The following is a 15308-nucleotide window of genomic DNA, read 5'->3' on the forward strand; positions in this document are numbered from 1 at the left end:
CGTTCTGCCCCGGGCATTCGCCGCCCGCCTTGGTACCGCCCCCCCCGATTGGGCCGGGGCTCACCGCACCCCTGGACACGCCCCCACCCGTCCCGCGATCCGGGCCGTGACCTGGCGACACGTCAACGGCCGACGGGCAGGGGCTACGCAATGGCCTGCGGCCATCGCACGGTCTTCAGGAGTCCGTACAACCCTCGATGACCACGGGGTGGCCGCACCCGTTCCCAGTCAGGTCCGCGACAAGACCGCGAAGCCAGACGCGAGTGCTAGGTCCTCGACAGGTAGTAGGTGTCCCGTACGTCCGGGTCGGAGGTCAGGAAGAACAGCGTCAGCCGTCCCGCTTTGTCCTTCACGACGCCGAGGTCCCAGGACGCCTCTGCCGGAGGCGGGGCCGTGCGCGTTGTCGCTGCTGTCGGAAGCGGAGAGGCGTTCGCGGTCGGGGGCGCGGCCGCTTCACCCGCGGAGGGCGAGCCGGAATGTTCCGTCCTGGACTGATCAAGGGAGTCACCAGCGGAGGGCTTCACCTTCACATGCACCACGGAGCCATCGCCCACGGTGTTGCCACCCTTGTATTTTCCCGGCCCGGACAGCTTCCAGGTACCAGTCCCGGTCATACGCCATCCGTCGTCGAAGCGGAATTCCTGACCGTCCAGATCGGTCACCTCGGCGCGCCCGTCCGGCTTCAGTGTGAGCGTGCTGCCGGCCCACCCCTTCCAGGTCCCGTACAGATCCACGGCCATAGCCGTGACTGGAGGCGGCGGCGGCGCGTTCCGGCTGTCGACGCAGGAGGCCGTCCCGGCCACCAGCGCCGCTGTGAGAGCCGCAGACGCCAGCCTGCGCCGTGTTCGGGCAAACATGTGCAAACTTCCTTCACAAGGTGGGTCGGGCAGGCGGCGGAGGGCTCCCCCGCCTGCCCGACAGTACTGCTCGTCCTACTCCCTGCCGCTACTCCGGTCGCGGCATGTGGAGGTTCTCGGTCCATCGGACGGTGAACTGCAGATCCCTCTGACCGCTTGGGAAGATCGCCCGAATCGACTGTGACAGGGCCATCGCCTTCGAGTCCTTGGCGCCGCTCTCGTATCCCTCCGTGGAGACTCCCCGTGTCAGCGACTCGACCGTCATCTTCTGGGTGAGCTCGAACTCGACCTTGCCGGTGCGCGACAGCGGCTGGTAGTCGGTCACGGTCGCCTTCAGGTTGAAGGATCCCAGGGCGGCGCGGGTCGCGCCTTCCTCGGTGTTCGGATCCGTGGCCCCGCCGAAGAACTGCATGATCGCATCGGAGAGCTCCCCGGCCATCATGCCCTTCAGTGGCAGGTCGTTCATGGCCGCGCCGTATTTCGTCTTGTAGTCGAGACCGGTGATCTCCTCACCCATCTTGGTGCCCTTGCGATGTGACAGGTACCTGCGCACCACGTCCATCCAGATGTGCTTCTGCACCCCTGCGGTGAACTTGTCGTTCTGGTCGAAGGAGTACGCAGCCGGGGTCGCCCCCATGAACCACATCGCCACCACCTGGGTGGCGTTGGGGTTCAGGTGCGTCCTGGTGATGCTCGGAGCACCGAAGCGGTAGGCGGCGGTCGCACGCCGGCCAACCTCCTGCTGGCGCAGGTAGTTCTGGTAGTTCTTCTCGTAGTACTCGCTGTTCCGCTTCTGCTGGGCGACGATCTGGTCGTAGTTCTTGCCCTTGCCGATCACCTCACGGCCGTTGCGGCACCGGTACATGCCGCTCATGCACTCCTCCAGGGCCTCACCGGTGGGGTCGGAGAAGCTGACCGGGTTGTTGGCCGCGTAGCCGTAGCCGTTCATGGTCTGCGGCTTGTCGGCCTCCAGGATGGGATCGACCGAGACGAACCGGCCGATGGACGGGTCGTACTCGCGCGCGCCGATATGGGTCAGCCCCGTGTCGGCGTCTTTGGTTCCGCCGATGAAACCCTTGTCACCCACCCATCCGGTGGGCTGGGTGCCGCGCGCCTCGCCGAAGATCGTCGACTTGCGCCGTGTAACGGTCTGCACGGCGTCCGCACTGACCTGTGTCGTTCCGGTGCCGTGGTGGTCACCGAAGAGGAAGGTGAGCTTGGACTGGGTCCGTACGGCCACCGGCACCTCGCCCGCGAGGTAGTGGCGCGTGCCTGTGATGGTGCCCGCTTGGTCGAGCCGCAGCTCGTTGCCGTTGGGCAGGTACAGGGTGGTACCGGTGGAGTCCTTGCGGACCAGTCGCTCGCCGTCGGTGTCGTACAGGTACGAGCTGGTCGCGGTGCCCTGGGTGACGGATTTCAGATGACCCTCCGCGTCCCAGTCCAGGGTCTGCTGCGCATCGGCACCGATCTTGCGGGTCCTGGTGTTGCCTGTCTCGTCGTAGGTGAAGAGCTCCTCGTGGGCGTTGGCGCCGGTCTGGGTGACCTTGGGCAGGTCGTGCTTGCCCGAGGTCGGGTCGGCGTAGGTGCGGATGGTGTCGGCGGCAGGACCCGACTTGGTGGCGTGCCTGGTCTCGCTCTTACGGTTGCCCACCGCGTCGTAGCCGTAGCTCGTCCAGTAGGCGTCCTGACCGCCGACCTCGGACGGTGACGGCGCCTGCGCGCACTGGCCCTCGGTGCGGCTGCTCCACGCCTCGGTGATGCGGCGCAACGCGTCCAGGCCGAAGCACTGGGTGTCGGTGGTACGGGCGGCGTCCTGGCCGTAGGAGGTGGAGATGGACGTGATGTTGCCAGCGGGATCGTATGTGTAGTGGTTGTCCTCGATGCGCTGCGGAGCGGCGTCGCGGTCGAGGTAGCCGTCGGTGAGCTGCCCGGTGTGCTCGTCGAAGGTGTTCGTCCGCCACACGCTCTGCCCGAAGGCACCGAACTGGCGACGGATCTCACGGCCGTAGTGGTCGTACGTGGTCCCCGAAACCAGCGGATCGGTTCCGGCGCCCACGGTGTTCAGCAGACCGGACACCGACGTGTAGGTGTTGGCGACCTTCTCCGCGGGCAGTCCGCCGATGGCCGGGTGCTGGATCCACATCACCTGGCCGGTGTTGAGGTTGTAGCTCGTGGTCCACTTGTAGGTACCCGCGAGTGCACCCTGGCTGTCGGGAATCGTGACCTGTGTGACGACGGGCAGGTAGAGGCTGTTGTACGTCGTGACCGCGGTCTCGTATGCCTTGCCGCCGACATGGCGGACAGCCTTGGAGAGCTGGCCCTTGGCGACGGTGTCGTACTCCCACGCGGCGAGCGTGGTCGCACCCGATTTCAGCGCGGTCTTGCGTCCGAGCTCGTCGTAGTCGGTGTGGAGTGTGACGTTCCGGCCGTCGGTGACGTCGGTGGCCCGGTCGCCCCTGTCGAAGGTGGTGCGCGTGGTGCCCTTGTCGGGGTCGGACGTCTCGATGCGACGGCCGCGGACGTCGTACGTATAGGTCCACTGGGCCCCGGACGGGTCGGTGATCCGCCCGAGGCGACCAAGCCTGTCGAAGGTGTACCTGGTGGACTGCGCGGTCGTTCGGGCCGCGTCGGTGTACTCCTTGACCTCCGCCGTGCGGCCGACGGCGTCCTTGACCGTAGTCGTCGTCGTGCCGCCCTTGGGCGGGATCACTGTGGTGGTGTCACCGGTGTACGAAGTGGTGGTGCGCTTGCTCTCGTCCCCGAACCGCTTCGCGATCACGGCAGTGACCCGGCCCGCCCCGTCGTACTCGGTATCGGTGGACGCCGGGTAGTTGAGCTCCTGGCCGGTCACGAGTACCGGTTCGGCCGCGCCCGCGGCGTAGTAGGTCCCCGACGAGCGCCATGCCAGACCGCGCGTATCGTAGAACGTCTCGCTGATCAGACGGCCGGCGCGGTCGGGAGAGGCCTCCTGGGTCTGCCTTTCACGCAGCATGCCGTCCTGGAACGAATAGCTGGTCTCGTACTTGCTGTCGTGGGTGAGCGACTTCGACGTCACCACGATCGGACCGTCGTTACGGACCAGGTACTCGAACGCGTAGTTCGGCGAATCCGGGTAGGTCGCAGCGGACCTGGTCGGCAACCAGACCTTGGTGACCCTGCCCAACGGGTCGTACGCCGTGGTGGTGACCTTGCTGTTGGCATCGGTGACCTGGGTGGCCTGGGCCCGCAGCGGGTCCGTGACCGTGGTCGTGGTGTGACCCTTGGGATTGGTGACCACCATGGACGTCGGCGCCTCGCCCGAGGCCGGCGTGTACGCCGTTTTGGTCACCTTGCCGTAGGCGTCGGCCCCCGCGAGTCCACGGCCGTAGGCGTCGTAGCAGAGCTGGTTGCCGTTCGGACCGCAGGTGGCGGGCACGCTGGTCTGGACGTCGTAGCCGGAGCCGGTCCCGTTGACGCGCTCGGTCTTGGTGACCAGGCCCGTGCTCGGCGCCGCGCCGAAGGCTCCGCCGTCGTAGTAGGTGCGGACGTCGTCGATGACGTCGGCCGGACGGGACACGGTGGTCCCGCACGGCACGGCGACGGTCTCGACGCGGCTGACCCTGTCGAGGATCCAAGCCTGGGTGTTCCGTGCGTACGTCGTGGTGGTGCACTTCTCGTCACCGGTCCTGGCCGTGTCCCCGGTTTCGGAGACTCGGTCGACCATGCCGTAGCCGTCGAAGTGACGGATCTGCTCGATCGTGCGCACACCGCCGGTGACGGTGGTGCGGGTGGCTTCCTTCTCCACACCTGTGCGGTACGACTCGAGGTCAGGCAGTCCCGTGCGCGCCCGGGAGGCGAGGACCCCGGACCTCCAGGGGGTGTACGAGGTCGCCGACACCAGCTTCGCGGTGTCGTCGCCGTTGTAGGTGGCCGTCTCGCGCTGCATGCCGGCGAACTGGTCGCGGTCGCTCACGGCCACGCCCGCACTGTCTTTGACCGCGGCGCCGTCGATGCCGCGGAAGTAGCGGGTCTCGGCCAGGGTCCTCGGGTCGGAGGCCGCGCCGGTGCGGGTCTGGACCCGCTCGTAGCCACGCGCGATCGAGTGGACGCGGTCGGCTGCCTTGGTGAACTCGTCGGTGTTCTTCGCCCAGGCCGCTCCGCCGAGGTAGGAGTAGCTGGTGACCTTGTCCGGGGACTCGACCAGGTTGTCGCCCTCGACGACCCGGGTGACGACGTAGGTGCTGAACCAGTCCTGCTTGGCGGTCTCGCCCTCGTACGCCCACCTCACCGGGAAGCAGCGGGTGGTGTTGGTCCCGTCGGCGGGGGGAAGTGTGGTGGCGGTGCAGTCTGGCTGCGAATAGGTGACCCCGATCGTGCCGCCCGTCTCCGTGGTGATCTGGTACAGGCGCAGCCGCACGAACGGAGCAAGTCCGTCGCCGAGGGCATCGACGCGATTGGGCCGCTGCTCCCCTGCGAACGTCACCGGCGGGAGTGAGACGGTACCTCCGGTCTTGCCGGTGCGCTGGATGGACTTCAGCCACATGGGCGTGGAAATGCCGTCACCCGAGGCGGGGAAGTCCTGTATCAGAGACCAGGTGTCGACATCCCGGTACGCACCGCCGGTCAGCATCTTGGTGGTGATGGCGGTGAGGCGCTTGCGGGACCAGAAGGTGGGCGAGTACTGGTCCTTGCACTCGGTGGCGCTGTCCTTGCAATACCGGTCGAAGGGCACGTCCGGCCACTTCTTCGCGTTGGCCTCGTCGAAGGTGCCGCAGTCGGTCAGACAGCGTTCGGACACGTCGAAGTGGACCTGGCCCATGGCCTTGCCCGAGTACACCGCGTCCGAGCGCAGACCGTAGTCGATGTGGTCGAGGTAGCCGCCGCGGATATACGGAGTCACGGTGGCCTTGCCGGTGGTCGCGGAGACATTGCGGCCGTAGTTGTTCGACTCGGTCTTCCAGTAGTACGCCATCGCGTTGCCGGTCGGGCTGACGACGTAGTCCAGCTGCCAGCGCCAGGCCTGCTGGCACCAGCCGGATGCGAAGGAGGCGTTGTAGCAGGGCTCACCGGAATGGTTGCCGAAGACCGGGACGGTCCAGGTGGAGTTGGTGACCGGGTCGTCATCGGCAGTGCCGTTGTCGCGCCAGCCGGGCAGACGGTTCAGGCCGAAGAAGTACTGCGTGCCGTCGGAAGTCGTGACCTTCCAGTGCTCGCCCTCGCCGTCGACACCGGACGCGCCCTTGTCGCCGTTGACCGCGCCGGCCAACTTCTCGATCTTCTCGCCCGAGTCGTTCACCGGGTGCCAGCCCTTGCCCGACTCGTAGACCAGCTCGGTCGACTTGCCGCCCAGGGACAAGGTGGCGTTGTTGTTGAACCAACACAGGTCGCCGACCCTGGTGGTGTTCGTGGCGTCCGTCTTGTCGTCGTTGCAGGACTTGTACCGGCGCTCGATGTAGCCCGGCTCCCACGACCAGCCATCTCCGATCCAGGAGGGCTGGTTGTTGGTGGCAGCGGTACGGCCGTCGACGGACTGGGAGCTGTAGCCCAGCGAGATCTTCGGATCCATGCCGCCTGGAACCGTCGGTACGGGGATGGGGTGCGACCAGGCGAACGCACCGGTCGAACCGCCCGCGCTCCACGATCCGGAGGCCTGCAACGAGGTCGCCTTGTAGTCGCCGGTCGGTCCGGATGCCTCGGCCGTCGCCGCCAGGACCTTGGCAGGGCCGGCTTTCACGGCCTTCCCCGCGGTGGCGCTGGTGGCAGCGACGGAAGCCCCGGCCACCGACACCTGGGCCGAGAGCTTGCCGGACCGGGTTTCGTTCTTCGTGGCCAGGGGCTTCTGGATACGGCACTTGGCAAGCTCGGGTGTGGTCAGCGCGCAGGCGGGCAGCTCCACCAGGCGCAGTCGCGCGGCCCAGTCGCCGCCGTAGGCTCCGCGGAAGGAGCTGTAGTCGACCTCGACTCTGGCCGGTGCGGGATTCCTCACGCCATCCGTACGGCGAATCGACAGAAGAAGGCCGTTCACGCCGACTTGGCGTGCCGCTGCGCGGGCTGCCACGGCCACCGTCACCCTGGTCGGCGCCGCCTCGCCCTTCGGCAGCGCGGCCTTGGCACGACCGGCCCTGTTCGCCGAGGGCACCCCGCCCGTAGTGACCGAAACCGGCAGTGAACCGGCCCTGCCTCCGGGTGCGAGAGGGACCTCCGCCGTACCGGCATCAGGCCATCTGACCTTCGGCGCCTTCTTCTTCCAGGAGTTCGCAGAGGCGGCATCAGGCCGCTTTTTGCCTCCGACGGTGACTTCCTCGACCGGTACGGCCTTGGGCTGCTTCAGCGTCGGTAGGTCCGACCCGCCTTCCGCAGCGACCGCCATCCCCGGCAGTGCTCCGGCGAGAACCACGGCGGCCAATGTCGCCGATAGGCCACGCATGCCGAAACGTCTCACACCCCACCCCCCTTATTCATCTATGAAACGAACCGAGGGAGATTAGCATGCTTCCACAATTGGCTGAGCCTTACCGGACTATGAAGGTCCGAAAGAAACTCAAACGTGATCTTGGGATCAGTTAGGCGGCTACCGCCACGACCGGGGCAAAGATGCAGGTGGGCCGATGTGAATCTCCCAGTCGCTCCGCAGAGTCCGGCGGTCTTGGAACATCGAGAGGTTTCATGCTGCGGATAAGGTCTCGCGGGGGCAAGCCGCGAAAAGGGGCGGGCCACAGGGCGATTCTTGTCACCCGTAAGCGGAATTTCCGCTTACGGATTGGTCGCGCTTCCCTCGGCGGTGTGAATGCATTGAAGCAACGCCCGCGATCAGGGTCCGTCCGGGCTCGTTGGAATGCTTCCTGCGGGGTGAGGCAGCCGATTACCACAGCCTCGGATCTTCGTGGTGTGTTCGGGTGGGGGTCGCCACGGGCGGAGGCGGGCGGGGGTGAAGCGCTGGATGCTCCACCCCCTTCCGGGAGTACCAGGCCCCCGCTGCCCGTTGGCGTACTCCCTCGTCCAGCAGTGGTGGTGTCATCGTGAAGTGCACGTTGACCCTGGGTCATAGCCATACGCCGCCGGCGCCGGCAAGCCGGGTTTGTCAGCCGGAGCTCCGCCCGCTCTTCGAGGGGCCGAAGAACTCGATCTCGGCGATGGCGACCTGCTTCCCGGTGGAGGCACCGTAGGCGGAGCGCACGATGAACCGGATGGCGGTGACCTCTCCGACCCGGAAGGGGATGCGCTGCGCGCCGGCGCCCTGGTCGAGAGTGAGCGAGCGGGTGAAGGTCTTGCCCTTGGCGTCGGTGACCAGCGCGTCGACGCGGTGCGGCTGGGCCGACTTTGAGAGCTGGTCGGGGCGGATGGAGACTCCGGGTGTGATGACCAGGTCCAGCATCCGGGTGGGCTTGTCGAAGCGGGCCTCCAGCCATTCGCCTTCGCCGGAGCCGTTGATGCCGGGGCCCCACCAGGTGTTGTTCAGCTTGTCGATGACGAGTTCCGGCTGCTGACCGATGTACGACTTCGAAGCCGTGATCTTGTCGGGTGCGACCGGGGCGCGCTTGGCGAAGTGGTCGCGGATGGCGTTGTAGGCGTCCCCCACCTGGAAGGCGGCGGTGACCAGCGCGGTCACCACCAGCAGGCCGACGATCACCCTCAGGACGCGTTCGAAGCTCCTGCGCAGGCGCGGGCGGTCACCGGCCCACGGGGCCTCCCGGTTGCGGAAGTCCAGCAGGCGGCGCCACCAGGGGCGGTGCCGAGGGGCGGGTGCCCCGGCGGCCACGGACATCGGGGTGGCACAGCGTGCGCAGAAGTGGCGGTCCGGCCGGTTGGGGGTGGCGCACACCGAGCAGGGCACGCCACCTTCGGCGACGGGCTCCGGGCCCGGGGCGCGGACCTGGGGGCGGTCCGCGTCCGGGCGGCCGGGGAGTACGGCGGCCACGGACGGCCGCGCGGCGGCGCGGGGTTCGGGGTCCTGGACGGGTACGAGCAGTGACCTGGCCCGTGCGGTGGTGTCGTCGGGATTGTCCGCGGCGGCGGGGGCGGCGTCGCCGTCCGGGGCGGCGGGTGTGGCGGCGGCAGGTGTGGAAGTGGTGTCGGGGGCCGAGGCCGGCTGCGCGGCGGCGGGGGCGGTGTCGTCGGCCGCCGCGGCGGGCCGGCCGGTGTCCCCCGGGCTCCCCGGGCCGCCCGCGCTCCCCGAATCACCCGGGTCCCGCGCCGTTTCGGGGGCAGCGGTGACGGGAGCGGCGCTTGCTTCCCGCTCCCCACCTCCGTTGTCCGTCCAGCGCAGCACCTCTCCGCATGAGTCGCAGAAGGCCTGTCCCGGTTCCGCCCGGGTTCCGCACTCGGCGCAGTGCGTCGCGCCTGCCCTCCCGGTAGCGGTGCCGGGGGTCTGACGGGTCATTTCTCGGAGGTCCTCTCGGAATGGGCCGCGGTCACCTGGACCGTGTAGGGCATATGGGCGGGGCGGGCCGCCGCCACCAGGCTGTCGAGCCGGTGCGTGTCCGCCGGGGTCGGGTCGGGTAGCCGCAGTACGACCTGCAGCCGGGGGCGGCGTTCGCCCGGGACCGGGCCCAGCGGGCGCGCGTTCCAGTCGGCGGCGCCGCTCTCGCTGATCTCCGGCTCGACGCCGAAGGCCAGCCGGACCGCTTCGGCCAGCCCGCGGCGGGTGCCGCGTACCCGGTGCAGGCGTGCGGCGGCGGCAACGGCGGCGCGCAGCCGGTCCTCCGGTTCGCTGCCGTCGGTCTCCGCGCCGACCCAGCCGCCGAGCCACTGGGTGAAGTCGGCCGGGGCGAGTGCCGGGGTGAAGTAGGTGTCCAGGCAGTCGAGGACGTTGAGGATCGGCGCCATGACTTCGTCCAGGCCCGCGACGAAGCGCTGTGCCAGGTCGTCGTCGGCGAAGACGGCGGGCAGCGTCGCGCCGATCGGGGACGACGAGCCGAGACCGTCGACGGATCCCCTCATGAGGCGTCCCCGATCACACGGACCCGGTGGTCGAAGGAGAAGACCAGGGACGGGGCTTCGAGGTCGATACGGTCGGTCGCCTCGCCGCGCTTGCCGGTCAGCGGGTCAGCCGGGTGGAGCTGTACCTCGTCCACGAGTTCGACGCCGGGTACGCGCTGGAGCACGGCGAAGATCTCGCCGGACTGGACCGGGCGGCCGAACGGCCAGCCCTTGCCGTCGGCGCCGCCGGTGAGCGGATCGATATGCCGGTAGAGGGCGTCATGGACCTCGCGGCGCACCCGGTCGGTGTCGGCGCCGCGGAAGGCGTGCACGGTGGCGACAACGGTGACACCCTGGTAGAAGGGGGGGCCGACCGCCAGCCGGGTCCCGATCAGCCGCCGTTCGTCCAGGTGGCGGGTGATCCGGTCCAGCAGTGCCTTTCCTGGGACGAGTTGCTCGAACCGCAGCCGTCCACCCGGGTCGGGCACCGCCTGCGGTACGACCAGCACGCGGACCGCGTACGACCCGTGTTCGCCCTCGTCGCCTTCGATGCAGGTGATACGGGCCGTCTCGGGGGCGGCGCGGCGGGCCAGCTCCTCGTAGTCCCGCAGGGTGACGGCCCGTTCCTGGGCGCGGAGGGTGATGGGCGCGCGGGCCTTGGCCTCCTCGACGGTCTCGCCGTCGACTCCGCCACGAGCGGCCTCCCGGTTGACGACTTCGGCCACATAGGGGATGGAGCTGCGCAGCACCCGGACGGCGCCGCGCGCCACGTTCCCGGCCCTGCCGCCGCCGGTGCGGTAGCGGCGGGCTCGGATGACCGCGCCCTTGGGCGGGACGGCCCCGTACTGCCGCAGGCTGCCGTCGGGTTCCCGTACGGCGGGGCCGAAGGCGATCTCGCCGGTCGCGGCGTCCAGGGTGATGTGCAGGTCGCCCGATCCCGAGGCGGCGAAGTGCGGCACGACCGTCCAGTCCGTCCAGCCCTCGTGCCCGGCGGCGCTCTGGAGGAGCAGCGGCGGATCGTCGCCGACGACAGGCGCGTTGGCGAGCCGCAGGCGCTGGCCCGGCAGCCCGGTGGACTCGCCGAGTGCCTCGTCGTACACCGTGTCGGCGTGTACGGCGACGGTGGTGCCGCCGATAGTGAACGCCACGGCGGACCTGATGGTCGGCGAGAGGCTGTAGAAGGGCTGGCCGGGCAGCGGTTCGGTGACCCGGCAGCGCAGCCAGCCGGCCTGCCGGCCGCCGGTACGGGAGACGGCGTGGCCGCCGGGGACGTGCAGCACGATCTCACCCGGCCGGTTGAGGCCGCCGGTGGTGTCCCGGTCCACCTCGCACGGCGTCCAGCCGTCCTCGGTCCACGCCTCCCACACCAGCGGCGGCTGGCGCGGGTCGACACCCACACCGTCCACCCGGCTGTCGAGTTCCAGTGCCACCGCGCAGTGCGGCACGGCGGCGCTCAGGCCCAGCAGCATGCAGTCGCCGGCCTGCGGGGCCTCGGCGAAGCACATCACGTCCTTGCCCTCACCGAGGTCGTCGGTGCGGTCGGTGACGGCGGAACCGCTGTGCTGTACGACGACGTGGGTCAACTCGCAGGGTGGGAAGCTGAGTCCGCGCTCGGTGGCGAAGACCACGGCGTCCTCGCTCTCGGTGCGCGAGGTGGCGACCTCGGTACCGACCGGGAGGACGACGGGTTCCTCCTGCGGGGCGGAGAGCCAGAAGGTGACATCGGTACGGGCGGCCACGGGCGGAAACAGGGTGATCCCGACGAGGTCCAGGAAGGCGAGATGGTTCTTCTCGGGCACCCGGTTGAGCCGGTAGACGATCTGGTCGGCCATATGGGCGACCGCTTCCACGAGGGTGACGCCGGGGTCCGACACGTTGTGGTCGGTCCACTCGGGCGCGCGCTGCTGGATGAAGCGCTTGGCGTCGTCGACGAACTGCTGGAAACGGCGGTCGTCGAGGTTCGGGGAGGGCAGAGCCATCAGCGGTCGCTTTCCTGTTGCTGAGAACCGCCGGATTCGCCCGGACCGGGCTCGTCGTGTGCGGGAATGACGTAGAAGGGGAAGACGAGGCTGCGCGGGTTGTTGGTGCCGCGGATCGAGTAGCGCACGTCGATGAAGAGCACACCCTGGTCGGCGCCCGCGGTCACCTCCACGTCATGGACCTCGATACGGGGCTCCCAGCGGTCGAGGCTCGCGTACACCTCGTGCTGGATCCGGCCCGCCGTGGCCTCGTTGACCGGGGCGAACACCAAGTCGTGGATGGCACAGCCGAATTCGGGGCGCATCGGTCGCTCGCCGGGTGCGGTGGCCAGCACGAGCCGGATCGCCTCCTCGACCTCTCGTTCCCCGCTGACCAGGGCGATGGCGCCGGTGGGTCCGATCCTCATCGGGAAGGCCCAGCCGGAGCCGACGAACTGCTCGGACATCAGATCACCGGCTTTCCGTTGGCGGTCACCAGCCCCATGAGCGGGATGGTGACGGCGCGGATGCCCACGTTGGCGATGGCGTTGACCTGGACGCTCGCAGCGCTCATGGTCGCGCTGCCGGTGGCCTTGAGGTCGATGGCGCCCAGCGCGTGGACATTGACCGCGCCGGCGAGCGACTTGAGGTTGACCATGCCGCGGCCCTCGATACGGAGCGGGCCGCCGCTCTTGATGGTCAGTGACCGGCGCGCGCTGAGGGTGAGATCCGTACCGGCTTCGACCGACACCGCACGACTGCCCTTGATGACGACCGAACCCTTGCTGTCCACGGTGATCTCGGTCTTGGTGCGGTCGAGCTGGATGGTGAGCCGGTCGTCACCGCTGGCGATCCGCACGCCCTGCTTGCGGGCGCCGGTCCGCTGGCTGAGCAGGTCCATCCTGTTTCCCTGCCGGTCGGACAGGGTGTGCCTGATCGCCTGCTTGCGCAGTCCGTCGTGCAGCGGCACGTCCTTGACCGGAGTCGGGAGGTCCCTGCCGTTGTAGAGGCCGCCGATGACGAAGGGGTGGTCCAGGGCCCCCCGGTCGAAGGCCACCAGCACCTCGTCCCCGACATCCATCGGGAACACTCCCCCACCGCCCTTGCCGCCGAGTTGGACCGTGCGGGTCCAGTCGCTGACGTACGCGTCGTCCAGCCAGGGGAACTGGAGCTTCACCCTGCCCTGCTTCAACGGGTCCTGTACGTCGGTGACCAGGGCGTTCGCCACGCTTGGCAGCCGGGGTGCGGTGGCGCCGCCGCCACCGGAGGTGAGCCCGTACAGCGAACGCCACTGGCGGCCGCTGACCGTCACCCAGGTGGTGTACTCGCCGCCACTGCCGAAGTCGTGCCGTACGGCGGTGGCGGTGTACTTGCCTTCGAACGGGGCGCCCACATCCCTCAGGGTCACCGGCACCCCGGGGCGCAGCCGGGGGTTGCCGCGGACCGTGACCTCCAATTCCGCGAAGGAGGAGGTGATGTCGTCGGCGAGGGCGCGGGACGCGAACGCCACTTCGGACTGGCGGTCGTAGGGGGTGTCGGTGTCGACCAGTCTGGCCTTCCCGAAGCGGGCTCCCGCCTTCCCCGGTGACGTGCTGATGGAGATACCCGGGTTGGTGACAGCGGGGGCGGTCGCGGTGAGCTTCTTCTTGGTCGTGACATCCCAGCCCCGGGACTCGACGCTGCCCACCTGGTCGGCGGCGGTGACCGCGGCGCGGCAGCGCAGCACGTCCTGCCCGGCGTGCAGTACGAACGGGCTCTTCTCGCCGTCCATGCTGGTGGGGGGCGCACCGGAGGCGGGGTCGGGCGCGGTGAACTGGAACTTCCCCTTGCCGTCCAGGGACATCACCATCTCGCTCTCGTCCGCGAGTCTGGACAGGAAGTCCCAGTCCGTGACGTTGGACTGGCTGATGAACTCGTAGACCGTCTTGGTGGACTGCACCTTGCCGATGGGGATGCCGCTCATCCCCGCCAGCTTGCGGGCGATGTCGGAGGCGGTCTGGTTGCGGTAGGCGGCGATCCTGCGCTGCCGCATCAGACGGTGGCCCTGGTCGTAGCCGCGTACGACGGTGAACGTGCCGGTGCCGTCGTAGTCGGTCTCCATGGCGGTGACCTCGCCGGTCAGCAGGGGGGTCCCGGCGCCCTGGCCGGACGACACGGGGGCGAGGACCACCTTGGTGCCGAACTTCACACCGAGCTTGCCGAGCAGCAGCCCGTGCGGGTCGCGGAACGTCAGCCGGAACGCCCCGGGTACCCCCGCGCCGAGGTCCACCCAGGCGCCGATGAGGGCGTTGGCGTACTCGTTGGGGATCTTGGCGCCGTCGAGGGTGGCATGGATGACGTTGGAGAAGGACGCCTGAACCATCAGGAGGCCCCCAGCTCTTCCGCGGCGGGAAGCACCAGTTCGACGCCCGTGCGCAGCCGTGTCGGATCGTCGATGCCGTTGGCCTCGGCGATCGCCCGCCAGCCGGCCGCGTTCCCGTACTCCCGCCAGGCCAGCGACTCCAGCGAGTCGCCGGCGACGACCCGGTGGACGCGACGTGCCGTGAGCGCGCCGGAGGTGGGGTTCTGTCCCTTGGTGCGGCTGGGGATCTCGTGCAGATGCACCTGGCAGGTGGCCCGGATCGGCACACCGGTGGTGCCGAACAGGGTGTAGCTGACGTCCACCGCCGAGACGTAGGCCGTGAAACGTGCGGTGGAGAAGGCACCCCACTGGAACACCACCCACGGGGTGGACGGCTGCTTGGCGGCGATGCTCTTCGAGGTGACCTCGCAGCAGGAGAAGAGCGCCTCCACCTTCTTCAGCACGGTGTTGCCGCTGGGCTCTTCGGAGGAGTCGAGGAACACCTCCAGGGTCATCTCCCGGGGCTCGGGCCCCATGAACTCGGGCAGCGCCCCGTCGCGTACTGCCGCGGTGGGCGTGGTCTTCCAGCGTGCGCGGCGGCTCAGCGCGAGCTGCGCCGGGTTGAAGTCGAAGGCGAAGTTCTTGATCAGCCCGCCGGGTGTGGTGCTGTGCCCGATCGGTGGTTCATGGATGGCGAGCGTGGCCCGCACCAGGCTGCGGCCCGCGCCGCCCTTGGCGCCCTTGCTTGGCATGTCGATGTACCGGTCCCCTCAGTCCGTCCGCTCAGTCCAGTCCGCTCAGCCCGCTCAACGGGCTCAGTCCGTGAACCCGTGGTGGGTGATCTCCAGGACCTCGGTGGCCACTTGGGGGTTGGCCGGGTCGAGGGACGGGCCCTGCCAGCTCACCGGCAGTACGTCGATGAGGCCCCAGCGGGCCACTTCGGAACCGTCGGCGCGCAGGGCGGCGATCTGGGCGGTGGGCCGGTTGACGCCTGTGGTCACGGAGGAGATCCACGCCGCGACCTTGGCGGTCTCCTGGGTCAGCGGGCGGGTCAGCCGGATGGTGGAGAAGGTCACCCGGGACGGGAGCTGCCAGACGAACCCGTTGTTGCCGCCCTCCTGGTGCTGCTCGGTCTCCACCGTCGAGGAGAGTCCCTCACACCCGTTGAAGCGGCCGAGGCTCTCGCCGTCGATGGTCAGGGTGAAGAAGATGCTGGAACCCGGATCGCGTTCGCTGGGCATCGGGTGGGCCTTT

At 69.1% G+C, this 15308-nt stretch carries 9 protein-coding genes; all 9 read right to left on the reverse strand.

The window, feature by feature from the left end:
- Positions 1–266: 266 nt before the first annotated feature.
- Positions 267–740, reverse strand: a complete 474-nt coding sequence (locus ACFWI9_RS14810; RefSeq protein ID WP_387161973.1) for a hypothetical protein — start codon at positions 738–740, stop codon at positions 267–269.
- Positions 741–945: 205 nt separating this feature from the next.
- Positions 946–7233 (reverse strand): RHS repeat domain-containing protein, encoded by a 6288-nt coding sequence (locus ACFWI9_RS14815; RefSeq protein WP_387161974.1) that lies wholly within the window; start codon positions 7231–7233, stop codon positions 946–948.
- A gap of 684 nt (positions 7234–7917) precedes the next feature.
- Positions 7918–9216, reverse strand: coding sequence for an NADase-type glycan-binding domain-containing protein (locus ACFWI9_RS14820; RefSeq protein ID WP_387161976.1), 1299 nt, complete (start codon positions 9214–9216; stop codon positions 7918–7920).
- Positions 9213–9776, reverse strand: a complete 564-nt coding sequence (locus tag ACFWI9_RS14825; RefSeq protein ID WP_387161977.1) for a phage tail protein — start codon at positions 9774–9776, stop codon at positions 9213–9215. Before ACFWI9_RS14825 ends, ACFWI9_RS14820 begins: the two co-directional genes overlap by 4 nt.
- Entirely contained in the window at positions 9773–11734 is a 1962-nt protein-coding gene (locus ACFWI9_RS14830; RefSeq protein WP_387161978.1) for a putative baseplate assembly protein, read from the reverse strand. The genes ACFWI9_RS14825 and ACFWI9_RS14830 overlap by 4 nt, the downstream gene beginning before the upstream one ends.
- Positions 11734–12180, reverse strand: coding sequence for a GPW/gp25 family protein (locus ACFWI9_RS14835; RefSeq protein WP_387161979.1), 447 nt, complete (start codon positions 12178–12180; stop codon positions 11734–11736). Before ACFWI9_RS14835 ends, ACFWI9_RS14830 begins: the two co-directional genes overlap by 1 nt.
- Positions 12180–14075: a VgrG-related protein gene (locus ACFWI9_RS14840; RefSeq protein ID WP_387161980.1), complete on the reverse strand. Its 1896-nt coding sequence runs from the start codon at positions 14073–14075 to the stop codon at positions 12180–12182. Before ACFWI9_RS14840 ends, ACFWI9_RS14835 begins: the two co-directional genes overlap by 1 nt.
- Positions 14075–14806 carry a LysM peptidoglycan-binding domain-containing protein gene (locus tag ACFWI9_RS14845; RefSeq protein WP_387161982.1) on the reverse strand — a complete coding sequence of 244 codons (732 nt, stop codon included), beginning with the start codon at positions 14804–14806 and terminating at the stop codon, positions 14075–14077. Before ACFWI9_RS14845 ends, ACFWI9_RS14840 begins: the two co-directional genes overlap by 1 nt.
- Positions 14807–14869: 63 nt before the next feature.
- Entirely contained in the window at positions 14870–15295 is a 426-nt protein-coding gene (locus ACFWI9_RS14850) for a phage tail protein (protein WP_387161984.1), read from the reverse strand.
- Positions 15296–15308 lie beyond the last annotated feature (13 nt).

The sequence above is a fragment of the Streptomyces sp. NPDC127084 genome (genome assembly GCF_042724175.1).
In the GTDB taxonomy this organism is placed as follows: domain Bacteria; phylum Actinomycetota; class Actinomycetes; order Streptomycetales; family Streptomycetaceae; genus Streptomyces.

Coding starts and splice junctions, on each gene's coding strand:
- ACFWI9_RS14840 (WP_387161980.1), bottom strand. CDS start 14,075: ATGGTTCAGGCGTCCTTCTCCAACGTCATCCATGCCACCCTCGACGGC.
- ACFWI9_RS14835 (WP_387161979.1), bottom strand. CDS start 12,180: ATGTCCGAGCAGTTCGTCGGCTCCGGCTGGGCCTTCCCGATGAGGATC.
- ACFWI9_RS14825 (WP_387161977.1), bottom strand. CDS start 9,776: ATGAGGGGATCCGTCGACGGTCTCGGCTCGTCGTCCCCGATCGGCGCG.
- ACFWI9_RS14830 (WP_387161978.1), bottom strand. CDS start 11,734: ATGGCTCTGCCCTCCCCGAACCTCGACGACCGCCGTTTCCAGCAGTTC.
- ACFWI9_RS14850 (WP_387161984.1), bottom strand. CDS start 15,295: ATGCCCAGCGAACGCGATCCGGGTTCCAGCATCTTCTTCACCCTGACC.
- ACFWI9_RS14845 (WP_387161982.1), bottom strand. CDS start 14,806: ATGCCAAGCAAGGGCGCCAAGGGCGGCGCGGGCCGCAGCCTGGTGCGG.
- ACFWI9_RS14820 (WP_387161976.1), bottom strand. CDS start 9,216: ATGACCCGTCAGACCCCCGGCACCGCTACCGGGAGGGCAGGCGCGACG.
- ACFWI9_RS14810 (WP_387161973.1), bottom strand. CDS start 740: ATGGCCGTGGATCTGTACGGGACCTGGAAGGGGTGGGCCGGCAGCACG.